25 protein-coding genes are annotated in these 24,829 nt (G+C 64.4%); 14 read left to right on the top strand and 11 right to left on the bottom strand.

What is annotated here, in order from left to right; translation table 11 throughout:
* Positions 1–116: 116 nt before the first annotated feature.
* Positions 117–1,067 (bottom strand): SDR family oxidoreductase, encoded by a 951-nt coding sequence (locus tag LH407_RS12740; RefSeq protein WP_322133609.1) that lies wholly within the window; start codon positions 1,065–1,067, stop codon positions 117–119.
* A 138-nt stretch (positions 1,068–1,205) separates the two neighbouring features.
* On the opposite strand from LH407_RS12740, the gene LH407_RS12745 reads away from it, so the two are divergent.
* Together LH407_RS12745 and LH407_RS12750 are read left to right on the top strand one after the other, a co-directional pair.
* The gene (locus tag LH407_RS12745) at positions 1,206–2,087 is read left to right on the top strand and encodes a helix-turn-helix transcriptional regulator (protein ID WP_322133608.1); all 882 of its coding nucleotides are present in this window, start codon (positions 1,206–1,208) and stop codon (positions 2,085–2,087) included.
* On the top strand, positions 2,084–2,542 hold the full coding sequence (locus LH407_RS12750; protein WP_322133607.1) for a GNAT family N-acetyltransferase: 459 nt from the start codon (positions 2,084–2,086) through the stop codon (positions 2,540–2,542). The genes LH407_RS12745 and LH407_RS12750 overlap by 4 nt, the downstream gene beginning before the upstream one ends.
* A 29-nt stretch (positions 2,543–2,571) precedes the next feature.
* On the opposite strand, the gene LH407_RS12755 is transcribed toward LH407_RS12750, so the two are convergent.
* The 3 genes from LH407_RS12755 to LH407_RS12765 all read right to left on the bottom strand — a co-directional run bounded on the left by LH407_RS12755 (position 2,572) and on the right by LH407_RS12765 (position 4,542).
* Complete coding sequence (locus LH407_RS12755; RefSeq protein ID WP_322133606.1) at positions 2,572–3,159, bottom strand: hypothetical protein; 588 nt, start codon at positions 3,157–3,159, stop codon at positions 2,572–2,574.
* A 48-nt stretch (positions 3,160–3,207) separates the two neighbouring features.
* On the bottom strand, positions 3,208–3,450 hold the full coding sequence (locus LH407_RS12760) for a hypothetical protein (RefSeq protein ID WP_322133605.1): 243 nt from the start codon (positions 3,448–3,450) through the stop codon (positions 3,208–3,210).
* 87 nt (positions 3,451–3,537) lie between these two features.
* On the bottom strand, positions 3,538–4,542 hold the full coding sequence (locus LH407_RS12765; RefSeq protein WP_322133604.1) for an aldo/keto reductase: 1,005 nt from the start codon (positions 4,540–4,542) through the stop codon (positions 3,538–3,540).
* Positions 4,543–4,725: 183 nt separating this feature from the next.
* On the opposite strand from LH407_RS12765, the gene LH407_RS12770 reads away from it, so the two are divergent.
* From LH407_RS12770 to LH407_RS12785, 4 genes are all read left to right on the top strand, one after another.
* Entirely contained in the window at positions 4,726–5,220 is a 495-nt protein-coding gene (locus tag LH407_RS12770) for a single-stranded DNA-binding protein (RefSeq protein WP_322133603.1), read from the top strand.
* A 63-nt stretch (positions 5,221–5,283) separates the two neighbouring features.
* Positions 5,284–5,766 (top strand): DUF6993 domain-containing protein, encoded by a 483-nt coding sequence (locus LH407_RS12775; protein WP_322133602.1) that lies wholly within the window; start codon positions 5,284–5,286, stop codon positions 5,764–5,766.
* A gap of 573 nt (positions 5,767–6,339) precedes the next feature.
* Complete coding sequence (gene ettA, locus LH407_RS12780; RefSeq protein ID WP_322133601.1) at positions 6,340–8,022, top strand: energy-dependent translational throttle protein EttA; 1,683 nt, start codon at positions 6,340–6,342, stop codon at positions 8,020–8,022.
* 86 nt (positions 8,023–8,108) lie between these two features.
* A complete protein-coding gene (locus LH407_RS12785) occupies positions 8,109–8,582 on the top strand; it encodes an acyl-CoA thioesterase (protein ID WP_322133600.1) in 474 nt (157 codons plus the stop codon).
* On the opposite strand, the gene LH407_RS12790 is transcribed toward LH407_RS12785, so the two are convergent.
* Complete coding sequence (locus LH407_RS12790; RefSeq protein WP_322133599.1) at positions 8,579–9,460, bottom strand: acyl-CoA thioesterase; 882 nt, start codon at positions 9,458–9,460, stop codon at positions 8,579–8,581. The two genes, LH407_RS12785 and LH407_RS12790, sit on opposite strands and share 4 nt — an antisense overlap.
* A gap of 21 nt (positions 9,461–9,481) precedes the next feature.
* Between LH407_RS12790 and LH407_RS12795 the strand changes: the two genes are divergently transcribed.
* Positions 9,482–10,165: a hypothetical protein gene (locus LH407_RS12795; protein ID WP_322133598.1), complete on the top strand. Its 684-nt coding sequence runs from the start codon at positions 9,482–9,484 to the stop codon at positions 10,163–10,165.
* Between the two features lie 3 nt (positions 10,166–10,168).
* On the opposite strand, the gene LH407_RS12800 is transcribed toward LH407_RS12795, so the two are convergent.
* The gene (locus tag LH407_RS12800) at positions 10,169–10,792 is read right to left on the bottom strand and encodes a DUF2510 domain-containing protein (protein ID WP_322133597.1); all 624 of its coding nucleotides are present in this window, start codon (positions 10,790–10,792) and stop codon (positions 10,169–10,171) included.
* A 39-nt stretch (positions 10,793–10,831) separates the two neighbouring features.
* Entirely contained in the window at positions 10,832–12,496 is a 1,665-nt protein-coding gene (locus LH407_RS12805; protein WP_322133596.1) for an FAD-binding dehydrogenase, read from the bottom strand.
* Between the two features lie 46 nt (positions 12,497–12,542).
* On the opposite strand from LH407_RS12805, the gene LH407_RS12810 reads away from it, so the two are divergent.
* Both LH407_RS12810 and LH407_RS12815 read left to right on the top strand, forming a co-directional pair.
* Positions 12,543–13,547, top strand: a complete 1,005-nt coding sequence (locus tag LH407_RS12810) for a hypothetical protein (RefSeq protein WP_322133595.1) — start codon at positions 12,543–12,545, stop codon at positions 13,545–13,547.
* Positions 13,548–13,591: 44 nt separating this feature from the next.
* Positions 13,592–14,857, top strand: coding sequence for a DUF2252 domain-containing protein (locus LH407_RS12815; protein WP_322134933.1), 1,266 nt, complete (start codon positions 13,592–13,594; stop codon positions 14,855–14,857).
* 13 nt (positions 14,858–14,870) lie between these two features.
* Here LH407_RS12815 and LH407_RS12820 read toward each other — a convergent pair whose 3' ends face one another.
* A complete protein-coding gene (locus LH407_RS12820; protein WP_322134932.1) occupies positions 14,871–15,272 on the bottom strand; it encodes a globin in 402 nt (133 codons plus the stop codon).
* A 32-nt stretch (positions 15,273–15,304) separates the two neighbouring features.
* On the bottom strand, positions 15,305–16,297 hold the full coding sequence (locus LH407_RS12825; RefSeq protein ID WP_322133594.1) for a mechanosensitive ion channel family protein: 993 nt from the start codon (positions 16,295–16,297) through the stop codon (positions 15,305–15,307).
* A gap of 53 nt (positions 16,298–16,350) precedes the next feature.
* On the opposite strand from LH407_RS12825, the gene LH407_RS12830 reads away from it, so the two are divergent.
* Positions 16,351–17,106, top strand: a complete 756-nt coding sequence (locus tag LH407_RS12830) for a hypothetical protein (RefSeq protein WP_322133593.1) — start codon at positions 16,351–16,353, stop codon at positions 17,104–17,106.
* Between the two features lie 3 nt (positions 17,107–17,109).
* Here LH407_RS12830 and pepN read toward each other — a convergent pair whose 3' ends face one another.
* Together pepN and LH407_RS12840 are read right to left on the bottom strand one after the other, a co-directional pair.
* Positions 17,110–19,659, bottom strand: a complete 2,550-nt coding sequence (gene pepN / locus LH407_RS12835) for an aminopeptidase N (protein WP_322133592.1) — start codon at positions 19,657–19,659, stop codon at positions 17,110–17,112.
* Between the two features lie 33 nt (positions 19,660–19,692).
* Positions 19,693–20,256, bottom strand: coding sequence for a hypothetical protein (locus tag LH407_RS12840; RefSeq protein WP_322133591.1), 564 nt, complete (start codon positions 20,254–20,256; stop codon positions 19,693–19,695).
* 250 nt (positions 20,257–20,506) lie between these two features.
* On the opposite strand from LH407_RS12840, the gene LH407_RS12845 reads away from it, so the two are divergent.
* The 4 genes from LH407_RS12845 to LH407_RS12860 are packed head-to-tail and all read left to right on the top strand — an operon-like array spanning position 20,507 to position 24,813.
* A complete protein-coding gene (locus LH407_RS12845) occupies positions 20,507–20,929 on the top strand; it encodes a peptidase inhibitor family I36 protein (protein WP_322133590.1) in 423 nt (140 codons plus the stop codon).
* Positions 20,926–21,792: a hypothetical protein gene (locus LH407_RS12850; protein WP_322133589.1), complete on the top strand. Its 867-nt coding sequence runs from the start codon at positions 20,926–20,928 to the stop codon at positions 21,790–21,792. Before LH407_RS12845 ends, LH407_RS12850 begins: the two co-directional genes overlap by 4 nt.
* A gap of 19 nt (positions 21,793–21,811) precedes the next feature.
* Complete coding sequence (locus LH407_RS12855) at positions 21,812–22,957, top strand: peptidoglycan-binding domain-containing protein (RefSeq protein ID WP_322133588.1); 1,146 nt, start codon at positions 21,812–21,814, stop codon at positions 22,955–22,957.
* Complete coding sequence (locus tag LH407_RS12860) at positions 22,954–24,813, top strand: ABC transporter ATP-binding protein/permease (RefSeq protein WP_322133587.1); 1,860 nt, start codon at positions 22,954–22,956, stop codon at positions 24,811–24,813. The genes LH407_RS12855 and LH407_RS12860 overlap by 4 nt, the downstream gene beginning before the upstream one ends.
* Positions 24,814–24,829 lie beyond the last annotated feature (16 nt).

Below are 24,829 nucleotides of genomic sequence, written 5' to 3' on the forward strand. Positions count from 1 at the left end.
GGCAGGATGAGGTCCTGTTCGTGGGCCCACAACGCCGGTTCCGGTGCGCCGCTTGCGGCGTGCCGGCCGTGTCGTTGGGGAGTCGATTCCTGCCGGGGGCACGCCGTTTAGCGCTGTCACGCCTCGGGGAAGCTGACCCCGGTCATCCGCTCGGATTCCGCCCAGATGCGGCGGGCGTCATCGACGCTTTCAAGACGCGAGTACATCTTTTGCTCCGCAGGTGCGCCGCCGACGTTCCCTGGTCCGCTCGGACCGTAGAACAGTCCTGATTGCGCGTCGGGCGAGGTCGCCGCCATGAGCGCCGGGAGGCCGGCCGTTTCTGGTGTGCCCACAAGGATGCCGAGTGAGGACATCGTACGGATCACCCTCACGCTCATCGTGTCCCTCGGACGTCCCATCTCGGGTCGGGCGGAGAGGAGGCTCGTCGGAGCGATTCCGGGATGCGACAAGTTGCTACTGATTCCCCATCCTCCCGCGCGGCTTTTGCGGTGGAGTTCCATCGCGAAGAGCCCGAACGCGATTTTCGACTGGCGGTAGGCGTCCATGCCGTTGCCGTACGGGGTCTTCTCCCAGTTGAGGTCGTCCCAGTGGATCGAACCTTCATTGGCCGCGACACTCACCTGCGACGTCACGCGCGCATTTCCCGCCCGGAGGGCGGGCAGTAGTCCACCAACGAGGGCGAAATGTCCGAGGTGGTTGGTGCCGAGTTGCAGTTCGAATCCATCGGCTGTTTCTTCACGTCGCGGGGGAGTCATCAGGCCGGCGTTGTTGATCAGGATGTTGATGGGATCGCCCTCTTTCACGATCGTCTCGCTGAACTCTTCGACGGAGTCGAGCGATGCAAGGTCGAGCGGCCTAACCGTGACCTTAGCGCTCGGAGCGGCGGCGAGGATCACGTCACGAGCTGATGCGCCCTTTGCGACGTTTCGGGCGGGCAGGATGACGTCGGCTCCCGCTGCGGCGAGGCGGGTGGCGATGCCCAAACCGATCCCGTCAGTCCCACCGGTGACGATGGCACGGCGGCCGGTGAGGTCCGGAATGTCGATGCTGATGGTTTTGCGAGGCATGGCGTTCTCCTTTGTGGTTGTTCCTCCACCGTGCCGGGTGTGTCGCCGTCTATTCAGGGCCGTCTGAGCCTCGGATTGGCAATCCCAGGCTGGGATGCGCGCGGGCTAGTACAAAGGAGGGAGAAACGAGGAGGGCACGTGGAGATCGATAGAGCAGGGCTCGCGGAGTTTCTCCGCACCCGGCGCGAGGCGCTTCAGCCGGAGGACGTTGGGCTACCTCGCGGTCAGCGCCGGCGCACGAGCGGTCTGCGACGCGAAGAGGTCGCACTGCTGTGCCACATGTCGACCGACTATTACTCGCGACTCGAACGCGAGCGGGGTCCTCAGCCGTCAGAGCAGATGATCGCCTCGATCGCCCAGGGATTGCATCTTTCGCTCATCGAACGCGATCACCTTTTCCGGCTCGCCGGACATCAGCCCCCGGCGCGGTGGTCTAGCGGTGATCACATCGCACCCGGGATGCTCCGCATCTTCGACCGGCTCGGTGATACGCCGGCCGAAATCGTGACCGAGTTGGGGGAGACCCTCCGGCAGACCCCCATGGGTGTGGCGCTCACGGGCGACACCACACGATTCACCGGACCGTCTCGGAGCATCGGTTACCGCTGGTTCACCGACCCTGCCTCCCGCAACTTGTACGCGGAGGAGGACCACGCCCTTCTCAGCAGGCTCTGGACCTCGGGGCTCCGAGAAATCTCGACCCTGCGCGGCCCGGGTTCGCGGGCGGCAGCGTACGTCGAGCTTCTCCTCGCTCAGAGCGAGGAGTTTCGCGAGCTGTGGTCTCGTCATGAGGTCGGCGTGAGGCCGCGCGAGGTCAAGCGATTTGTGAACGCCCAGGTCGGCGAGCTCGAGCTGAGCTGTCAGGTGCTCGTCGACCCGATTCAGTCGCATTCGCTCCTCGTGTACACCGCACAACCCGGTAGCGAGAGCGCCGACAAGCTCGCGCTGCTCCAGGTGATCGGCGCTGAAGACTTGGTGGCGGCCACACGCCCCGAAGACGGCGACACGGCGCTCGGATGATGCGCCGGGCGAGACTCGCATCCGCCGCCGACCTCCCCGTCGCGGCTCATTTGCTCGACGCGTTCAACCGGGAGTTCGACACCCCGACGCCAGGCCCGGCAACGATCGAATCCCGCCTTCGAGAGCTGATCGAGCAGCCAACGACGTTTGTGATCCTGGGTGGCGATCCGGCCTGCTCGGTCGCGGTGGTCACTCTCAGAACAAATCTCTGGTCACACGGTTTCGTTGCGCTCCTCGATGAGCTCTACACCGTTCCGACCGAGCGCGGATTGGGGTGGGGAGGCGCAGTTCTCTCACTCGCTGTGCTGGAGGCGGGGCGACGTGGTGCGCACGAGTTCGAGATCGAGGTCGATGAGCCGGATGTCGACGCTCTGAGGTTCTATGACCGTCACGGCTTTCCGTCACGAGACCCGCAGACGGGGGAACGTGCCCTCGTCATCCGACGAACTCTCTAGACAGTCGCTCTGGGCTTCGTCGGGCGAGATCAGATCTTGGCTGGCTCGAAGGGGGCCGTCTCCTGCTGAGCAGCCCACTCGCGCTGCTTGGTGAGCAGTTCGTCCTCGGTCGCGGACGAGTCGAACTTCCAGGTCGCGAGGTCCTGCGTAAACATCTTGCGGGTTCGTGCCGGCTTGTGGTGCCATGCGACGAGGCCGTCTTGAAGGTTCTTGAGATCCTGCTCGGCTTGGAAGCCGTAGTTCGCCGAATTCTTCTTCATCGAAGAGATGAGGTACGAGGCCCAGTCCGCTGCCTCACTCGCGCCAGCGACGGGAAGAAGTCGAACGCGGACTTCCGCTTCACTCGTCTGCTGCTCGACGTAGAGCTTTTCTTGGGCTGTGAGGCTGCTCCACACCGCGGCTTTGCGAGCGGATGCCGCGAGACCGGCGATAGCCGCCACCTTGGCCTGACGGTCCTGCAGCACCACGAACCGCTTCATGGCACCACGCATGATCAGTCCCGCGATGAGGCCTGCTGCGAGGATCGCCACGAAGGGCAGCACCACGGTCACCATGATGGTCTGCCCCGCATCCGAGGCGAACCAGCGAACAATGTCGTTCCACCACTCCAGCATCATGTCGTCACTGTAACCTCTCCAGTCACAAGGCCATCGTGGCGACACGCGTCAGTAGCGGAAGCAGTCAAACGCGTCGTCGAGGCGCCAGAAGTCGCCGATGGCGAGGAAACGGCGCTGCCGTGCGAGCATCCTCTTGGCGGTGAAGCGGTCCCCTGATGTCGTCGCGTGCCTCTCGATGTACCCGAGTACTTCGCCGTTGGCTCGTACGATTCGCCACAGTCCGTCCCCAAGCGCAACGCTGGAAACCCCAGGTGCTGCTGCGGTCGGTGCAGTGAAATTGAGCGTCGTCACGATGTGTCCTCTCCACAGAATCTTCGTGGTTCGAACATAACTTCGACCACTGACACTGTGAGCTCGTCGACACAGCAACGCGGACGGTTAGCGCAAGCCGGTACCGTGCACCGCGAACGGCTCGATCGCGGCGAGTTCGTCGTCCGTGAGGGCGGCACCGTCCAGTGCGGCGAGGTTGTTCTCGAGTTGGGCCACACTCGAGGCGCCGATGAGGGCAGAAGTCACTTCGGGCACACGCAGAACCCACAGCAGCGCGAGTTGAGCGAGGCTCTGGCCGCGGGCGGCGGCGATCTCGTTGAGAGCGCGGGCGCGCGACAGGTAGACCTCGTCGATCGTGTCGGAGTTCATCCATCGTCCCTCTGCCGCGCGCGAGTCCGACGGAATGCCATCGAGGTAGCGATCGGTGAGCAAACCCTGAGCAAGCGGCGAGAAGACGATGCTTCCCATGCCTAGCTCATCGAGCACGGGAAAGAGGCCGTCCTCAATGTGGCGGTCGAACATGCTGTAACGCGGCTGATGAATGAGGAGCGGAATCTTGTGCTCCGCGAGTGCGGCGGCCGCGGCGCGGGTCTGCTCGGGCGAGTAGTTGGATACGCCCACATACAGAGCGCGGCCGGAATGAACGGCCGTAGCCAGCGCCCCCATCGTCTCCTCGATCGGAGTGTCGGGGTCAGGGCGGTGGGAGTAGAAGATGTCGAAGTAGTCGAGTCCGGTGCGCGCGAGGCTCTGATCGAGGGACGCGAGAACGTACTTTCGCGAGCCCCATTCGCCGTAGGGGCCGTCCCACATGTCGTATCCGGCCTTCGACGAGATGATGAGTTCATCGCGGTACGGGGAGAGGTCTTCGCGCATAACGCGTCCGAAATTGCTCTCCGCGGCTCCGGCCGGTGGGCCGTAGTTGTTGGCGAGATCGAAGTGAGTGACGCCGAGGTCGAAGGCGCGACGGATGATCGAACGCTGTGTCTCGAGGGGGCGATCGTTACCGAAGTTGTTCCACAGGCCCAGGCTGATTTTCGGGAGCTTGAGGCCGCTGCGGCCGACCCTCACATACTCGAGTTGCTCGTACCGATCGGAGGCTGCTTCGTAAACCATTTCCTCAGCCTACGGCGTGATCCTCTCCGCACGATCAGGCTGGTCCAACCTCACTCCCCAGATCAGCGAAGGCCCACTCGGGGCGTCCACGCGGAACGGCAAGCTGTGGGCATCGGATGCCGGGGCGGCTTTCCCGGCACGAGCGCCGCCCCGTGCATCCGTCCACCACAACCAGGAGCGACCATGACTGACACCATCACGCTGACCGGCCTCGTTGGCACTGAACCCAAGCACATCGTGACCAGCGAGGGCCTCGCGATCACGAGCTTCCGGCTGGCCTCGACACAGCGTCGATACGACAAAAACGAGGGTAAATGGGTGGATGCCGACACGAACTGGTACTCGGTGACGTGCTTCCGTCAGCTCGCGATCAACGCCAGCGGTTCGCTCAAGAAGGGGGAGCGGGTAATCGTGACGGGCAGGGTGAAGATCCGCTCCTGGGATACGGGGGAGCGGAGCGGGATGAATGTGGATGTTGAGGCGGAGGCGATCGGACACGACCTTCTCTGGGGTACCACGACCTTCACACGCTCGATGAGCAACTCCGCAACCCCGCGCGAAGCACCGACCTCCGAGGCTCGCACTTCGGATACTCCCGCGACCTCCGCTTCGGCGCCGCAGCAGCACTCGTTCGAACCTGATCTCGTTCAGTCGGTCGAACCCGAACCCGCGTTCTGACATCGCTCCCAGCGTCTCCGCTTTACACTGTTCGAGCGGACGCGCCGCATGAGGAGGTCTCGGATGCCACGACAGGCACAGCGCCTGGCTGCGATCGGAGTGGCATCGCTGGTCGCTCTCACGTTGTCTGCGTGCATCGGTGGTTCACCTGATCCGATGCCCGTGCCCACATCGTCGGGTTCCGGAACACCAACCCCCACACCGACCCCCACACGGATCCCGATCTTCCACCCCACCGGCACGGCCGCGGCGAACCACCTCTTCTTCGACTACGTCAACGAGGACTACTGGGGTCACTACAAGATGGGCCCGGGCGCCGACATCGTCACCAATCTCGCCAACCACGGCTTCAACAAGGCCGATATGGAGGTGACGTACGACACGACGGCGCTCAACATCCCGGCTGACTCGATCATCGTGTCGGTGCGGATGCAGGGCGAATGCCTCATCGGCCAGTTGAGCCCGACCGCCTACACGAGCGTCATCGCACCCGTTCTCGGCACCGGCAAGTGCCTTGTCGGGGTCACACGCCCGATCGACTGGTAGCGACGGGTCGGCTTCGTTCCGCTCCGTAGAATGGAGCAATGGCCGAATACATTCGGTCGCTCCTAGTGCTATTTCGCGGTCCAGTCACGCAGTGACAAGCGAAGCGCCCTCAAGAGGCCACGTCGAGCTGGGTGCCAGACGCCGCTACGTCGCGTCGACGAGTGAATCCTGCCGAGGTCGTCTGTCACCAACACACGACACATGGCTAGGGACTGATCGTTTCGCGTGCGCTCGCTGAACTCGACTGTCAGTGTTGCGGACTCTGCCCAAGCTTTCGGAATCGATCGAGCGTCAAGGTGGCGAGTGAAATCGTCGCGATACTCACTCGCCAACTGTTCAAGGCGACGCGACGAGGGAACTACGTCCCCCGTCATGAGGTCAAAAATGTATGTTGATCGAAGCCGACTTCTGTGCGGGAATCCCAGCACGCCGATGCTCCACAGAACGTGTGCGGTTATTCCGTCGCCTACGTTGTCGAATTCCCTCCGTCGCGCCATGTGGCAATTGTGTCAGTGCACGACCGCAAGAGGATCGGAGTCTGGGGCTGTAGTCGGCTCTCGTAGACTTGACCCCATGGCCGAATACATTTACTCGATGGTCCGCGCCCGCAAGGCGGTCGGTGACAAGCTCATCCTCGATGACGTCACGATGTCCTTCTTCCCGGGTGCGAAGATCGGGGTCGTCGGCCCCAACGGTGCAGGTAAGTCCACGATCCTGAAGATCATGGCGGGCCTCGACACGCCCTCGAACGGTGAAGCTCGGCTGACGCCCGGCTACACGGTGGGCATCCTCATGCAGGAGCCCGAACTCAACGAAGACAAGACGGTTCTCGAGAACGTTCAAGAGGGTGTTGCCGAGATCAAGGCCAAGGTGGACCGTCACGCGGCCATCGGCATGGAGATGGCCGAGCCCGACGCCGACTTCGACGCACTACTCGCCGAGATGGGCACTCTGCAGGAGGAGATTGACGCCGCAGACGCCTGGGACCTCGATTCCCAGCTCGAGCAGGCGATGGATGCTCTCCGCACACCGCCATCGGATGCGATCGTCTCGAACCTTTCCGGTGGTGAGAAGCGCCGCGTCGCTCTCACGAAGCTCCTCCTCCAGAAGCCGGATCTTCTGCTTCTGGACGAACCCACCAACCACCTCGACGCCGAAAGTGTTCTCTGGCTCGAGCAGCACCTCGCGAAGTACCACGGCGCCGTTCTCGCCGTCACCCACGACCGGTACTTCCTCGACCATGTCGCCGAGTGGATCGCGGAGGTTGACCGCGGTCACCTCTACCCGTACGAGGGCAACTATTCGACCTACCTCGAGAAGAAGGCGGCACGCCTGGAGGTGCAGGGCAAAAAGGACGCGAAGCTTGCCAAGCGACTCGCTGGAGAACTCGAGTGGGTTCGCTCCAACGCCAAGGGACGCCAGACCAAGTCGAAGGCACGTCTTGCTCGCTACGAGGAGATGGCGGCCGAGGCCGAGAAGACCAGAGTTCTCGACTTCGAGGAGATCGTGATCCCCGTCGGTCCGCGTCTCGGATCGCAGGTCATCGAGGCGAAGAACCTCAAGAAGGGCTTCGGCGATCGTGTCCTCATCGATGGACTGAGCTTCACGCTGCCGCGCAACGGAATCGTGGGCATCATCGGCCCCAACGGTGTCGGTAAGACGACCCTGTTCAAGACCATCGTGGGCATCGAGCCTCTCGATGGCGGTGACCTCAAGGTCGGCGAGACTGTCGACATCTCCTACGTTGACCAGACCCGCGGGGGTATCGACCCCAACAAGACGTTGTGGGAGGTCGTCTCCGAAGGGCTCGACTACATCCAGGTCGGCAAAACCGAGATCCCGTCTCGCGCCTACGTGAGCCAGTTCGGGTTCAAGGGACCGGATCAGCAAAAGAAGGCCGGTGTCCTCTCCGGTGGCGAGCGCAACCGCCTGAACCTCGCACTCACTCTCAAGCAGGGCGGCAATCTGCTTCTTCTCGACGAGCCGACCAACGACTTGGATGTCGAGACCCTCGGCAGCCTCGAGAACGCCCTCCTGGAGTTCCCGGGTTGCGCGGTCGTGATCACCCACGACCGGTGGTTCCTCGACCGCATCGCGACGCACATCCTCGCCTATGAGGGCACCGAGGAGAACCCGGCGAACTGGCACTGGTTCGAGGGCAATTTCGAGGCGTACGAGGAGAACAAGATCGAGCGTCTCGGTCCGGATGCTGCGAAGCCCAGTCGCATGACGTACCGCAAGCTCACTCGCGATTAGCTCGCTCGGGGCGAGGCCCATTTCTGGGCCTCGCGCGGCTCATCGCCGGGCGCGTCTCGCGCCCGGTTACGAGTTACCCTTCTTCCATGACGCGTCTCCACATCCCGGTGCTGCTTCGGTGGAGCGACTTCGACGCGTACGCCCACGTCAACAACGCGGAGATGCTGCGCATCCTCGAGGAGGCTCGCATCCAGGCTTTCTGGCGCCCGGATGACGGCGGCGAGGGCAATGCGACGGCGATTCTGGATGCTCGGCCCGGTGCCGAGACGATCAGCCTCATCGCTCGCCAGGAGATCGAATACCTGGTGCCGATCCCGTACATGCGCGCCCCGATCGACATCGAGCTGTGGATCGGGCGTCTCGGCGGCGCAAGCCTCGAGGTGTGTTACGAGGTGTATTCGCCCGAGGGCGTCGACCCGCGGGTGCTGTACACGAAGGCAGCTACGACGATTGTCATGGTGCGCGCGGAGACCGGACGCCCGCAGAGGATTGCGGATGAGCAGCGCGAAGCGTGGGCGCCCTACGTGGAGGAGCCAGTCTCCTTCACGAAACGCGGCTAGCGCACCTCGTCGGCCGCCGGAACGCGCACCATTCCTTCTTGCGCGACGCTCGCCACGAGCACTCCGTCTCGTGTGAAGATTCGGCCGAGCGAGAGGCCGCGACCTCCGGTCGCCGAGGGTGATTCCTGGGTATAGAGCAGCCACTCGTCGACCCGGGCAAACCGGTGCCACCACATGGCGTGGTCGAGACTCGCCATCTTGAGTCCCGGTGTCGACCACGGCACACCATGCCGACGGAGGATGGGCTCGAGTATCGAGTAGTCGCTCGCGTAGGCAAGCGCCGCCCGATGGAGGTTCGGGTCGTCGGGTAGCGGCCCGATCGCCTTGAGCCACACCGCTTGATGTGCCACTCGTTCGCCCTCGACGGAGAAGTAGATCGGCGAGGGCACGTGCCGCATCTCGAACGGTCGCTGGGTGGCCCAGAACTGCGCGATGGGATGGTCGACGCCGGCGAGGGATGTCGCAGCGGACGGCACAGACTCCGGGTCTGGTACATCCGTCGGCATGCTCACCTGGTGCTCGAGCCCGGGGTCGTGGTCTTGGAAGGACGCGATCATCGAGAGGATCGGAACACCTTCCTGGTATGCCTGGGTGCGTCGGGTCGAGAACGAGCGTCCGTCGTGGATGCGGTCGACCGCGAACGTGATGGGCAGTTCGACCTTGCCCGGCCGCAGGAAGTACCCGTGCATCGAATGGACGGTGCGGTCCTGTGCCGTCGTGCGCTGGGCTGCGATGAGGGACTGTGCGAGGACTTGCCCGCCGAAGACCCTACCGAGGGGCATCCATTGGCTCGGGCCCGTGAAGATGTCTTCGCTCGTTCGCGCCCCCGTGTCCTGCAGATCGAGTGCAGCGAGCAGGCCAGCCAATGGGTCGTGCATGCCCTGTAGTTTAGAAGACTGATGTCCCGCACTCTCACTCTCGTCGACTCTCTTGCGCTCGGCGATCTTCACGTTTTCCTTGGCCGGGCGATGCGGGTCGAGGACGGCTCGGTCCGTCTCATCGGCGGTTCGGGTGTGCTCGCCGTGTATGTCTCCGTTCTGCATCCGGTTGGTCTCCTCGACGAAAGCCCCACCGTTCTCGGGCTCCGCACGTTCGCGCTTGCCAGCACGGACCAGTTCGACGTTGTGGTGCCTGTACGTTCACTGCTCATGCGCGTCGAGGGTCTTCTCGAGTCCGCTGCCGCGGCAGACATGAGCGAGGGAATCGTCGTCTCGCTGCCGATGGAGGTCAACACGGTCACGTGGGCCGCGATCTCACCGCCCCGTGGCGGTTGGCACGCGCTCGAACCCATCCCGCACGAGCTCGTTGATGCGGCCGCCCGCGCGGGTATCGCCGAGGTGGCGGCCGCCATTCCGACGGGCACGGGGGAGCAGATCGTGCAGCGGGTTCGCACCGAAATCTGGGGACGGCCGATCGAGGGCTACGACCACATTCCGGCTGGCGCCGCTTTTGCCGCGCTGAGCCTCGGGTTCTTGCACGAGGGTGATGTCGTTTCTGTGCACGAATCTGGCCCGTGGACGCGACTGACGACCAAGCGCGGCCACGTGCTTGTCAAGCGACGCTCGTGGAGCATCGCGCGTTGAGCACTACAGCGTCGCGACTTCCACGATCTGGCTGATAAGCGCAACCGTCCACACGACCACGACCACGATCGAAAGAACGATCAGAGCGATGGTCACCCACATGACGGCCGAACCGTGGCCGGTGCGGCGCTTCACGATCACTGATCGTCCGATCGCATAGACGGGCCCGATCACGAGGTTGAGAAAGACGAAGGCCCAGTGGAATGGTTGGGGCACACCCGCCTTCTTCAATTCGCTCCAGTCTTTGTATGCAAAAAAGATGATGAGGACGGTGGAGAGGAGACCCACCAGCATCAAGGAGATGTAGGCGGGCGAGAACAGTAGTTCAAACTGCGCCCGGTCCATCGCTTCGGGGTTCTGCAGATTCTCACGTGTGAACGCCGACCCGACATCGATGAGGGGGAGGAAGGGCACGGTGACGAATGGGAGCACCGTGACGAGCCAGATCCACACGTTGTAGGACTTGGTGCCAGCAGGAGCCTTCAGTTCGCCGCCGGCAGCTGCCGCGGTGTAGGAATCCTGGAAGTGCTCAGTCCACTGAGTGCCGTCCCACCAGCGTTGGCGTCCACTCCCCGCGGGGTCCGGATACCAGGCGGCCGGGACATTCGGCGTCGTTGGGTTGGTCATGGTTCTCCTCCATCGCGTCGAGTACTCCCAGCCTAGGTGTCAAACGGCGGATGCCGCGGCCCGCCCCGCGGTGCGTCCGCTGAAGAGGCATCCCCCGAGGAAGGTTCCCTCGAGTGACCGGTAGCCGTGCATCCCGCCACCACCGAATCCGCTTGCCTCTCCCGCGGCATAGAGGCCGGGCACGGGCGCGCCGCTGGCGTTCAGAGCTCGCGCATCGAGATCGGTTTCGATTCCGCCGAGGCTCTTGCGGGTGAGAATGTGGAGTTTCACGGCAATGAGGGGACCCGCTGACGGGTCCAGGATGCGGTGGGGTGAAGCAACACGGATGAGCTTGTCGCCGCGATAGTGCCGGGCCTGGCGTAGTGCGTTGATCTGGGCATCCTTACCGAAGTCGTTGTCCAGCTGCCGGTCGCGAGCTTCGATCTGTTCACGAACGAGGTCCGCGTCGATCGGAACGTCGGGGGTGAGCGCTTGCATTCCTGCCATCAGCTCACCGATCGTGTCGGCGACAACGAAGTCGACCCCCAGGCGTTTGAAGGCCTCCACGGGCTCGGTGGCGCCCTTGCCCAGGCGTTGGCGAAGCAACTCTCGCACGCTCTTTCCCGTGAGGTCGGGGTTCTGCTCGCTTCCCGAGAGCGCGAACTCCTTCTCGATGATCGATTGGGTCAGCACGAACCAGGAGTAGTCGTAGCCCGTGCTGACGATGTGCTCGAGCGTGCCGAGGGTGTCGAAACCGGGAAAGAGCGGAACCGGCAGGCGCTTGCCGGTGGCGTCCAGCCAGATGCTCGAGGGCCCGGGGAGTATCCGGATGCCGTGCTGAGGCCACACGGGTGCGTAGTTGGTGATGCCCTCGGTGTAGTGCCACATGCGGTCACCGTTGACGAGGCGGGCACCGGCGGACTCGGAGATCGCGAGCATCCGACCGTCCACGTGGGCCGGGACTCCGCTGAGCATCGACGCCGGGGGAGTGTCCATGCGCTTCGGCCACCGTTCGCGCACGAGGTCGTGGTTGCCGCCGATTCCGCCGCTCGTCACGATCGTGGCAGCGGCGCGTTCGTCGAAGTCTCCGACAACGTCGCGGTTGCTCGGCGCTCCGCGCTCCGCGTCATCGGGGGCGAGCACGGCGCCACGAGCGCCGACAACGGCACCGCCCTCGATGATGAGTTCGTCGACGCGGTGTCGAAAGCGAAGCGTCACGAGTCCGCGGTCGACGCCCTCTCGCACAGCGGCGACGAAGGGGGCCAGGATGCCCGGGCCGGTGCCCCACGTGATGTGGAACCGCGGCACCGAGTTGCCGTGACCGCTTGCCGTGTATCCGCCGCGCTCGGCCCAGCCGACCACAGGGAAGAACGAGACCCCGCGCTCGCGCAGCCAGGCACGCTTCTCGCCGGCCGCAAACTGAAGGTAGGCCTTAGCCCACCGCCGCGGCCAAGCGTCCTCGTCGCGATCGAAGCCGGCGCTGCCGAACCAGTCCTGCCGAGCGAGATCGATGCTGTCGCGGATGCCCATACGCCGTTGTTCCGGCGAATCCACGAGGAACAACCCGCCGAAGGACCACCACGCCTGACCGCCGAAGCTCGCCTCGGGCTCTTGTTCGAGGATCGTGACCGATTTGCCAGCCGCAACAACCTCGGCCGCTGCGACCAGACCGGCAAGCCCAGCTCCGATCACGATGACGTCCGTAGAAGCTGGGGTGGCGTTCATGACACAGACTCCCTTGTCGGCGTGCAGGATGCTCTAGCTTAGGCACGTGGACGCTGCTACTCGCACACCTCGATGGCGCAGGATCACCGGAATCGCGATGATCGCGATCGGTGCCGTTGTAGCGCCGGTCGCTCTCGTCTCGGCGTGGGCTGTAGCGGAGTTGACCGACACGGAGACCTTCGTCGACACGTTCGCACCCCTCGGCGCCAGCGACGAGGTCCAGCAATTCCTCTCCGGACGAGTGACGGCTGCGATCGAGGAGCAGATCGACTTCGAAGCGGTGTCGGAATCGATCGTCGGCACCATCGTGCCCACTGACGGTGTCGTGGGCTCTCTCGCTACGACAACGCTGAACGGGGTCGTGGAACAGTCCGTCCGCCAACTCGTCGCCGGAGGAGTGTCCAGGGTCGTCGAATCGGAAGCGTTCTCGACGCTGTGGGAGGAGAGTCTTCGGCTCAGCCATACCGCGATCGTCAGTGCCCTCTCCGGCACGGATGATTCGGCCCTGACTCTCGACGGTGACGGGCGCCTCGGCATCCAGCTCGCGCCCATCATCGAGCGCGTGAAGGGAGCACTCGTCGAGGGAGGCCTCGGCTTCGCGGCCCAGATTCCGGCGAGCGATCGCACCGTCGTGATCGTTCAGTCCGACGCGCTCGCGAACCTGCAGACCGCCTACCGCATCGCCACCGTTGTAGCGTCCTGGTTGCCGTGGTTGGCTCTGGCACTCGTGGCTGGCGGTCTGTTTGTCGCCGGTGCGAGCATCCGTTCGCTCATCCTGTCCGCTGGCGGGGTGGCTGTGGCCATGATCGTCCTGCTTCTGGGCCTCGGAGTCGGTCGAGGCGTCGTGGTTCAGGAGTTCACCGCGGCCGGTGTCCCCGATACGGTGGCGTCGATCCTCTTCGATCAGGTGGTCGGCGGCATTTACGCCGCCTCCGTCACGGTCATCATCGTCGTGTTGCTCATCGCGGGTGCCGCGTGGCTGTTCGGTCCGTTCGACGTGACGGCGCGACTGCGTCGTCGGAGCATCTCCGCCGACGCCACCGAGGGATGACCGAGTCCATGGATCACGCAGACCAGATCGCGCGCGGGAGGGGGTTGCGTGCCCGTGTCCCGCGCAGCTCACTCAGTACGCATCGGCCCGCCGAGCGAGATCCACGGGCGATCATTGACGCTCAGAACACAACGCGAGTGCAGGAACTCGTGCCGTTGCGGCTCGCGCGCATGACCGCCAGCCCGTTCGCTTTCTACCGCGGGACGGCGGCCATCATGGCCAACGACCTCGCGGATGCACCCAGCACGGGCATTCACATCGTCAGCTGCGGGGATGCGCATATCTCCAACTTCGGATTTTTCGCATCACCACAGCGCACGCTCGTGTTCGATCTGAACGACTTCGACGAAGCAGGGGTCGGGCCATGGGAGTGGGATCTGAAGAGACTTGTCACGAGCGTGATCATCGGTGCGAGGGATATCGGCATCGACGAGGCGGTGGCACGCCGGACGGCGTTGGCCACGGCGGCCGCCTATCGTTCGACCCTCCGTGAACTCGTCTCGACGCCGGTTCTCGATCGCTACTTCCGCGTAGCCGACTTGGAACGTATCTCAGCCCGAGTGCGTGGTTCCGCGCGCTCAGTCGTCGAGAAGGCGGCGAGGCAAGCGCGCAAGCGCACATCAGAGCATGCCGTCGCGCGCATGACATCGGTCGACGCCGCGGGACATCGACGGTTTGTGAACGACCCACCCGTCCTCGCCCGTCTTTCCGATGAGGAACGTCGCGAGTTGTCTTACCTCGTCGAACAGTACGCGCGGACGCTGCGTGTGGACGTTGCCATGGCGTTCTCCCAGTACAGGCTGGTGGATGTCGCGGTGCGCGTTGTCGGTGTGGGCAGTGTCGGGACGCGGTGTTTTGTCGCACTCTTCAGCGGACCGTCCGAAGAGCCACTCGTTCTCCAAATCAAGGAAGCTCTGCCGTCTGTTGTGGAGGCATGGGGCGGCATTGGTGCGGGTGGGGCGCAGCACGAGGGTCAGCGGGTCGTGTCCCATCAACGTGTACTGCAGGCCGTGTCCGACCCGTTCCTCGGGTGGATTACCGGGCGAGAGAACCGTCACTACTACGTTCGGCAGTTCCGGGACATGAAGGGTTCCATTGACCTGGATGCTCTGACCCCTGGTCAATTCGGAACCTACGCGTCGGGGTGCGCCATCGTGTTGGCGCGCGCGCATTCGCAGAGCCCGCACGCTCCGTCAATCGCCGGGTACCTCGGATCGTCAGACAGGTTCGATCGGTCGGTGGTGGAGTGGTCATTGGCCTACGCTGACCAGTCGCTGGCCGACTTCCGCGCAGTAGCCGCGTCGTTGTGACTAGCCCCGCGGCCTACTCGTCGAAGGTGTTCACCATCGCGTGCGCTGCGCGGTCCAGGTAGCCCCACAGCGTGGCGTCCTGCAGCGGCGGAAGCTCGAGGCTGTCGACCGCGGCGCGCATGTGCTTCAACCAGCGGTCCCGGGCATCCGGGTTCACCTTGAACGGCAGGTGGCGCATGCGCAGTCGTGGATGACCGCGCTCCTGGCTATAGGTTGTGGGGCCACCCCAGTACTGCTCGAGGAATCCGGTGAGGCGCTGAATTGCGCCTTCCAAATCGTCTTCCGGATACATGGGCCACAGCACGTCGTCGTCGCGCACCCCAACGTAAAACGCTCGAACGAGCTTCTCGAAGGTGGGCCGACCGCCGATCTGTTCCCAGAAGTTGCCGTCGACGGCGTCACCTCCGGCGCCCATGCGGAGAGTGACGGGATTGGGCTCGCGATTACTCACGCTTCTCCTTTGGGTGCTCGGTTCTTTTTGGCGACCTCGTCGAGGCTCGGCCGCGGCTTCTGCCGTGCCGCCTTGGAGCTGCGGAGGCCCGAGGCCCCCTCGAAACCGGTGAGGATGATCGAGTTCAGGGCGGGAAGTCGGATGCCCATCTCATCGAGTGCCTTCTTGAGTCGCCAGCGCAGCTCACGAGCCACATCGTCCTTCGCGGTTGAGCGCGTTTTGACGACGAGCCGTACCACGATCGCTTCCGCCGAGATCGACTCGATGCCCCACAGTGCCGGCTTCTCGAGGATGCGGTGCTTCCACTTTGGGTCGTCGGCCAGTTCTGTTGCGACGTCGAGGATGCGCGCCTCGATCGCCTCGACATCGGAGTCGTACGGCACGGCGAGGTCGATGATGGCTCTCGCCCAGCCGTAGGACATGTTCCCGAGCCGCAGAATCTCACCGTTGCGAACGAACCAGAGTGTTCCGTTCACGTCGCGCACCTGGGTGATCCGGATGCCGACATCCTCCACGACGCCGGTCGCCAACCCCAGATCGACCACGTCTCCGATTCCGAGTTGATCTTCCGCGACGATGAAGATGCCGTTGAGCACGTCGCGCACGATGTTCTGCGCACCGAAGCCGAGACCGGCACCGACCGCGGCGGTGATGAGGGCGAACGCGGCCGTAGCGTCAGGAACCGCAATCGTGAAGATCAGCAGGATCGCAACGCCGACGATGAGCGCGGTCGCGCCGTTGGAGAGCACGCTGCCGAGCGACCGTGTTCGTTGTACTAGTCGTACGGCGGCGAGCGGCGAGGCCTCGAGCTCGCGCGTGTCATCGACTTTGTGCCGCTTCTTCACCCCGGAGACCACACGATTCACCACACGCCGAATGACGAACACCAGGATGATGCGCGCGAGGATCGCAATGACGATCACGGCGGCGATCTGGATCAGTCGCGTGACCGGATCGGGGAGCGATTCAAGAAAGGCAAAAACATCCATCGCCTCAACCCTAACGACGCGAGCTTGTGCGATCGTCAAGCTAAGCTCCGTGCGTGACGCGAGACGAAGTAGCGCTGCGCGAGCACCTTGAGGCAGCCGCGACCCCGGAAGAGCGAGCTCGCATCCTGGGCATCGATCTCGCGGCACTGACTCGGGCGGCTCGGGGTCTCAATGCCCTCTCGATCGCTGTCATTATTGCGGTGCCGATCGCCGTCATCACCCTTGGATTCATGTACATCGGTGATGCGGACCGCGTGACCCTCTATCTCGCAACGGGTCTCCTCTTCGGAGTCGGTGGCGTGATACTCGCGTGGCTGTGCTCGGTTTTCACGGCATCGCGCAGTCTCGTGGTCGCGGTGCTCGGCTCGGTTCTCGCAAATACCGCCCAGCTTCTGATGTTTGCAGCGGGGGCATGGCTTGGCGACAGCACAAGGCCGACACTTGTCGGGTTGCTGGTGGCAGGCGCCTACGCGGCGGCACTCCAGCTGCGGGTACCGGGAGCGATTCGAAGAGTCCTCAACGCCCAGAACCCAAAGCCGGAGACCTTGCTCGCCATCGACTCGTCGTCGGCAAAGTCGATATCCGGCGTCGTCGGCCCAACGCTCCTGGCGGCCTGTTTCACACTCCTCGCGCTTGGCGCCGAAGCCGTGCTCGTCGTGTTCGCGCCAAATCTAATCCTCGTGGCCGTTGCGCTCTCGGCCGTCTTCGCGGTGCTCACTGCCCTCTGGCGCGAGCGACGAGTGAGGACGTACGCGTTGTGGGCCGCCTACGTGGCCATCATTCTTGTCGCCATCTGGCTGGCCACATAGCCCCTAGACCTCGGCGGCGTCTCGGGCCTGGGCGCGCAGCGCGCGTTCCACCCCGGCGAGGTTCTCGATCACCATACGGCGAAGGGCTGGGGTGTCGGGATGCTCGTCGAGCCAGGTCTTCGTGGCATCCACGAGTTCCTGCGACGCGAGCGGGGCCGGGTACAGGCCCTCCACGAAGTGCTCAGCGATCTTGTAGCTGCGGGTTGCCCAGATCTCGTCGAGCGACGCGAAATATGGCTGCACAATCGACTCGACGGCTGACGGATCGTTGACGTGCTGGAAGCCCATCGTGACCGCACGCACGATCGCGTTGCTCAGGGTGTCACTGTCGGCGAGCGACGCGAAGGCTGCGTTTTTCGCGCTGGCGGTCGGCACGGTGGCCCTAACCCGCGCGGCGGCCTGCTGACCGTTCGAGGTGTTGTCCGCCTGCAGCGCTGCCTCGATCTCGGCATCCGGGAGTGCGTTGTTGAGGGCGAGGCCCTCGAGCAGCTCCCAGCGCAGATCGGTGTCCACGTCGAGCCCGTCGAGGGTAATGCTGCCATCGAGGAGCCCGCGCAGAGCCGCGACGTGATCCTCTGTCGACGCGATGTTCGCGAAGAACTTCACAAACTGGAACTGCGCATCGGATGCCGCTGCCGCACCCTTCGCGAGAGACCACAGGCCGTCTCCGACCCGGCCAATCGTGGTGCTCCTCACCGCGGGGTCGACGTAGTACCGCGCCACGGTGGTCAGCTGGGTGAGGGTCGTGCGGATCGTGGTCGACTCTGTCTCTGCGGCGATGTTGTTCAGCACGAGTTGCACGTAGTCGCTCGGCCGGGTCTCGGCGTCGCGCGTGGCATCCCATGCCGCACCCCACACGATGGCACGCGCCAGCGGGTCGTCGATGTCCTCGAGGTGCTGCATCGCCACAGCGAGTGATTCGGCGTCGAGCCGAATCTTGGCGTAGGCGAGGTCCTCGTCGTTGACGAGCACAAGGTCAGGCCGATTCTGGCCGACGAGCTCCGGCACTTCGGTTCGTTCGCCGTCGACGTCGATCTCGACGCGGTGATCTCGCCGCAGCTTGCCGTCCCCGAGGTTGTAGAAACCGATGGCGAGACGGTGCGGTCGGATGGTCGGGTAGTCGGGCTCCGCGGTCTGGAGCACGGCGAACGACGTGATGGTTCCCGCGTCATCCGTCTGGATGGCGGGCCGCAGTGTGTTGACACCAGCGGTCTCGAGCCACAGTTTGCTCCAGCTCGTGAGCTCGCGACCGGAGGTCTTTTCGAGCTCGACGAGCAGGTCGCTGAGCTCGGTGTTCGCGAATTCGTGCTTGCGGAAGTACGCGCCGACACCCGCCATGAACGCGTCGAGGCCGACCCAGGCCACGAGCTGCTTGAGCACCGACCCGCCCTTGGCGTAGGTGATGCCGTCAAAGTTGACCTGGACGTCCTCGAGATCGTTGATAGTCGCGACAACCGGATGGGTCGACGGGAGCTGGTCCTGCTTGTACGCCCAGCTCTTCTCCATCGCCTGGAACGTCGTCCACGCTTCGTTCCACTCCGTGGCCTCAGCTGTGGCGAGGGTTGATGCCCACTCCGCGAACGACTCGTTGAGCCAGAGGTCATTCCACCACTTCATGGTCACGAGATCGCCGAACCACATGTGCGCGAGCTCGTGGAGGATCGTCACGACGCGGCGCTCCTTGATGGCATCCGTCACCTTCGATCGGAACACGTACGTCTCGGTGAAGGTGATCGCGCCCGCGTTCTCCATCGCACCCGCGTTGAACTCGGGCACAAAGAGCTGGTCGTACTTCGCAAACGGGTAGGGGTAGGCGAACTTCTCCTCGTAGAACGCGAAGCCCTCGCGGGTCTTCTCGAAGATGTAGTCGGCGTCGAGGTACTGGAACAGCGACTTGCGTGCGAAAATCCCGAGCGGGATGACACGGCCGTCGCTCGAGGTCAACTCCGAGCGCACCGACTCGTACGGTCCCGCGATGAGGGCGGTGACGTAGCTCGAGAGCACGGGGGTTGGGTCGAACACCCACGTTGCGGTGCCGTCTCCCGCGGGAGCCGGGGCCGGTGTGGGGGAGTTGCTCACCACCGCCCAGTCGGCCGGTGCGGTGATGGTGAACTGGAAGGTCGCCTTCAGATCGGGCTGCTCAAATACCGCGAAAACGCGGCGGGAGTCCGGGACCTCGAACTGGGTGTACAGGTACACCTCGTCGTCCACCGGATCCACGAACCGGTGCAGTCCCTCACCCGTGCGTGAGTAGGCCATGTCGGCCACGACCTCGAGCACGTTCTCCGCTGCAAGCGTCGGGAGTTGGATGCGCGCGCCGTCCGATACCGCCGCGACGTCGAGAGCAGATCCGTTCAAGGTGACGGAGTGCACGGTGTGAGTGATCGCGTCAATAAACGTCGACGCGCCATCCTGGGCGGTGAATCGCACGACCGTCGTGCTTCCGAAGACCTCGGCACCCTTCGTCAGGTCGAGCGACACCTCGTACGACTGAACATCGACCAGGGCTTTGCGCTCCTGCGCTTCGATTCGGGTGAGGTTCTCTCCAGGCACGTGGGTCTCCCTGTCTCGTCGTGGGAGACCAGCCTAACCGTCGACGAGCACCCGATCCGGGGCCTTGGTGCTCGACCGCATGGCTCGTTCGGCGGCCACGATCGAGCGCTCGAGTGCGGCGCGGAGGTGGGCATCCGGACTAGTGACGCACGCCAACGCGATCCCCACCGTCGAGGTGTGCACGATGGCCTCGGCTGAGCGCTGCCAGCCCCGCAGCGACGGTTGCACCCGATCCAGATACGAGTGTGCCCAGCGCTCGACGTCGGGTACTTGGAGGATGGCCTCGATCGCGAGTTCGTGAATGGTGGCATCGCCGGTTCGGCTGGCAAGAGACAACAGGCCGGCTCCGAGCGCACGCTGGCGGTCCATGCTGACGATCGGGAGAGCCTCGGATGCCACGATGAGCGCGATCTCCGCAGAGAAGATCTCACTCCTGGGGTAGAGGCCCACAACGCGCGGCACAAGGAAGAGGAGATCGCCGCGCCGAGCATCCGAGGTGAGGTCGTTGACGTCACGCGCGAGGGATGCCAGCAGGGGATGTGTGCACGCCGGCTTGTCGGACCAGGGCTCGCCGGCCAGATATGACGCGTACTCCATGAAGCACGCGCCCCTCGCCGGATTGCGGTGTCGCCCGGGCGACAGAATCGGCATGAGCTGTGGTGATTCCGACGACAGTTTCACGTTGCCCCCAGTGTTGTGGACCCTCTCTCACCAGTGTCCTCCGCGTAAGGCAGATTGTGAAGTAGCACCACACCAGTGGAGTAGACAACTCTGTCTTTAATGCCTAGGGTATAAAACCACCAACGGGCCGCACCGTTACCACTCACAACACGGAAAGGTGCGGACCTTGAAAGCACGCACGGCGGTCATCGCTGCCATCGCCATCACAAGCCTCGTGGGAATCCTCGGCGCAACCCCAGCCAATGCGGCTGCAGGAGATTGCCCGTCGGGAGATGCCTGCATCTGGCGCGAAGCTGGTTACGTCACGGGCACGAACGGGCGGGATTACATCCGTTTCGCTCAGTCCATCTACAACTACATCCCACAGACCTACCGTGACGGTGGCAGCGGCAACGACACCGCGGACTCCGTCTACAACAACGGGCGCTACGAGTCCGTTCGGTTCTACGAGCACTGGTTCCAGACCGGCCAGTACTTCACTCTGGCCAAGGGAACCGGCGACAACAACCTCAACAACACGACCGGCGCCGTCACCAAGAACTGGCATGACCGCATCTCGTCCGGTTACTTCGCGAGCTTCTGGCCGTGATCCGAGGTCGTCACGAGGCCGCGGCGCTTGTCGCCGCGGCCTCCCTCGTCGCGATCCTGAGTGCCTGCGGTTCCGCGGCAGACGCACCGATCGAGCTGCCGGATCAGAATCGAGCCCTTTGGGTGCAGCCGCTCGATCAGTACATTCCGGCCCACGTTGTCGCGGCTGACTATGCGGAGAATCTGCTCATGCGGCCCTGCATGGAATCCAAGGGATTCGAGTGGAACGTGCCGTGGCGCGACGTTTCGGCGGGGCCGAGTGAAACGGCCAATGAGGCCGGAAGCAGGCTGTTCACTGTCGAGATTGCGCGCCGGTTCGGGTACCACAATGGTCCGAGTCGGGATAGCGGGATGGATGCGTGGCTGCTCTTCATGCAGCAGGAGATCTCTCCGGCGAAGGACCAGGCGATCGACGAGTGCACGGATGTCGCGCGTGAGGAACTGCCCCGTCTGAGCGGTGACACCGAATTGGCGGTCGATCTCGCGGGTGCGGCGTTCAATGGAGCGTTAGAGGACGGAGAGGTCGTTGCCGCGGCGAAGCGCTGGCGCGAGTGTGTGCGCGACTCTGGGGTGCCCGACCTTCCAGATGAGCCCATCGGTATGCCGACCGACTACATCGTGTCCACCTTCAACCTGGACCAGCCGGGGGCTCCAACACCGGGTGAGATCGAGGTCGCCACACTCGATGCAACGTGTCGTGAATCGTCTGGTTACGCCGAGTCGCTCTATCAGGAGGAGTGGGAGCGGCAGGTCACGCTCCTGAAAGACAACGCGGACGCGCTCGACCGGATGCTCGCAACGATCACCGCAAATCGGCGTGACGTGTACGACGCGATTGCCTCGAACGCACCTCATGCTCCGTGATGCGCCTCAGACGCGGCCCGTGGCAGCGCCTGTGACCGCGCGCCGCAGGGCAATCCAGTTCGCCGGTGCCGGCGCTGTGGTCGTCGCTGCGATCGCTTTCGGCTGGGTTCTCGCGGCGCAGTTCACGTCGACCGCCCAAAGGGAATCGGCGGCACAGCCTCCTCCTCCCACCCCGATCACCGTCGAAGTCACCCGCGGCGATCTCACCGACAGCGTCAGTGTCAGCGCGGAGATTGTGAGAGAACACGAGGACATCGTCACAGTCGGTGGTTCTGATGGTCGAACGGTGGTGACCGCGCAGCCGGTGAGCAACGGGGGAACGGCGGGTGCTGGTGCCGTTGTACTGGAGGTCGGCGGGCGGCCGGTGTTTCTTCTGCCCGGAGCGTTTCCCTTCTACCGTGACCTCGTTGCAGGCGCCAGCGGACCGGATGTGTCGCAGCTTCAGAACGGACTCGTCGCTGCCGGGCATCCGCTGACCGTCGACGGCAAACTCGGCCCCGAAACCGTTGCAGCGGTCTCCGCGTTGTACCGCGATGCGGGATACTCTCCGCCCACCGGCGACGTGCCGACGCCAGGCGCGACACCGAGTCAGGGCGCGTCCGCGGCCGCTACGACGCAGTTGTCGGTTCCACCCGAGGAGTTCGCCGTCGCCCGGTCAGTGCCCGCCATCGTCATCTCCACCACGGATGTGGGAGTTGCTCCGGCGGAGGGTGCCCAGATCGAGCTCTCCTCGGGGGCGCTCATCGCGTCGGCCACGGTGCCGCAGGCTGTGGCGGCGAGACTGACCGCGGGTACCGCTGGCGAAGCTGTGCTCGCCGACGGTGTGGCAGGGATGACCGTCTCCGCCCTCGGCGAACCTGACGAGGAGACTGGCGAGAGCACCGTGACCTTCACACCGACGGGATCGATCGACGATTCGCTCGTCGGCACCTCGACGACGATTCGCCTCGATCTCGAGATCGCTGGCAGGGACTCGCTGATCGTGCCAACCCGTTCCGTGATAGCGCAAGGGGAGCGGGATCCCGCCGTCTCCAGGCTCTCTCCCGAGGGGACATTCGAACTCGTACCAGTACGGGAGATCGCAGCTCTCTCGGGGCTGAGTGCCGTCGAGCCCGTCGAACCCGGCGCGCTCGACGCCGGCGACAAGGTGCGGGTGGACCCGTGACGACGCTTTTCCTCCGTGGCATCGAGCGTGTGTTCGCGGGGCCGCCTGCATCAGTGGCGGTGAAGTCGGTCGACCTGGAGCTAGCGCAGGGGGAGTTCCTCGCCATCGAGGGGCCGTCCGGCGGAGGCAAATCGACACTGCTCAACGTCATTGGACTGCTCGATCAGCCCACCGCGGGGGAGTACGACATCGACGGTGTGCCGGTGGACATCCGATCTCCTCGGCGTGCTGCTGAGCTTCGGTCCGGCGTATTCGCGTTCGTTTTCCAGGGATTCCACCTCATGGAGAACCGCCCGGTGCTCCACAGCGTCGAATTGGGATTGCTGTATCGCGGTATCTCCCCGGCGGATCGTCGGGACCGGGCCATTCGAGCGCTGGAGTCAGTTCGACTCGCGCACACCGCTCATCAACGTGCCGCGACACTATCCGGAGGCGAAAAGCAGCGAGTCGCCATCGCGCGGGCCATGGCTGCACAAGCGCCGGTCATCCTCGCCGACGAACCCACCGGAAATCTGGACTCCGTCAACAGTGCCGGCATCGTCGAGAGCCTCCGCGCCGTGAATGCAGCCGGAGCCACGATCGTGCTCATCACACATTCGGCGGAGGTCGCCTCCGCAGCGCCCCGACGTGCCCAGATGCGGGACGGAGTGCTCAGGGAAGCCGCGACGCGGTCGCCGTCGGGAAAGGCAACCGCGCCCGTCCCACCGGGACGACCATCGAAAGTCCGCGCGCTCGATGTGATGCGTGACGCGGCATGGTCCCTGCTCGCTCGGCGGGGACGATCCGCGGGACTCGCCCTCATGGTGGCGCTCGCCGTTGCGTTGGCGGTCGGGTCGCTCGGAATCGCGGCATCCGCTCGATCACAGGTCAGCGACACCTTTGATGCGCACGCCAACCGGGAGGTCGCGGCGGAGTGGAGCCCGTCCGCGTCAGATGGTTCAACCGTGGGGGCGATCGTCGATCGTTTTGTGGACCAGGCGGGGGTGGACTCGGTCGCCGTCATCCAAGACTTCGGCCAGCGCGACGTTCGCGCGACCGTCACTCGGGCGCCGGTGTACGTGAGCGTCCTGGGTGTCGCCGGGGATATCGAGTCTGCTGGTCGGCTCAGGATTCAGCGGGTGGGCGGCGACTTCGCCGAGGGAGCGCTGATCGGAGAGTCTCTCGCCCAGCAACTCGACATCACGCTCTTCGAGGAAGGGCCAGCGATCATCGTTGGAGGTCGAACCGTTCCCGTGGTCGGCGTGATTACGGAGTCTCCCCGCTTGCCCGAACTCATGGGCGGGGTGATCGTGGGTAAGGCCGTGCGCGACGACTGGACCGTCAGTCGGGAACAGGCTCTCGTTGTCACGGCAAGCGGTGCCGCTCGTCAAGTCGCGTCACTCACCCCCGTGATGGTCGACCCCGTCGATCCGGAACGGGTCAGTGTTTTTGCTCCCGTTGACCCGACGACCCTCCGGATCGAGATTGAACAGGACGTGCTCGGTATTCTTCTCGCGTTCACGGCAGTCTCCATCGTGGCCGCGGGAGCAGCGGTGGCCAACTCGATGGTCGTTTCTGTCTTAGAGCGCCGTCGTGAAATCGGACTGCGCAAGGCGGTGGGCGCGCGAGGAGTTCACATCGTGTCCCTTGTGCTGACCGAGGCCGCGATCATCGGTGCGGCCGGCGGACTCGCGGGACTCCTCGTGGGGATGCTGGCGATCCTCACGGTCACGATCGCGCGCGGCTGGGCTCCGGTGTTCGACCTTGCCTATGCACCCGCCGCGATTGTCGGTGGTGTTGTTGTCGGAATGCTCGGCGGAGGTGTCGCCGCCCATCGAGCATCCCGCATCGCACCCAGCGAGGCGCTACAGAACTGATGACGGCGCGGGACAA

This window comes from Antiquaquibacter oligotrophicus (assembly GCF_020535405.1).
GTDB classification, from domain to species: domain Bacteria; phylum Actinomycetota; class Actinomycetes; order Actinomycetales; family Microbacteriaceae; genus Rhodoglobus; species Rhodoglobus oligotrophicus.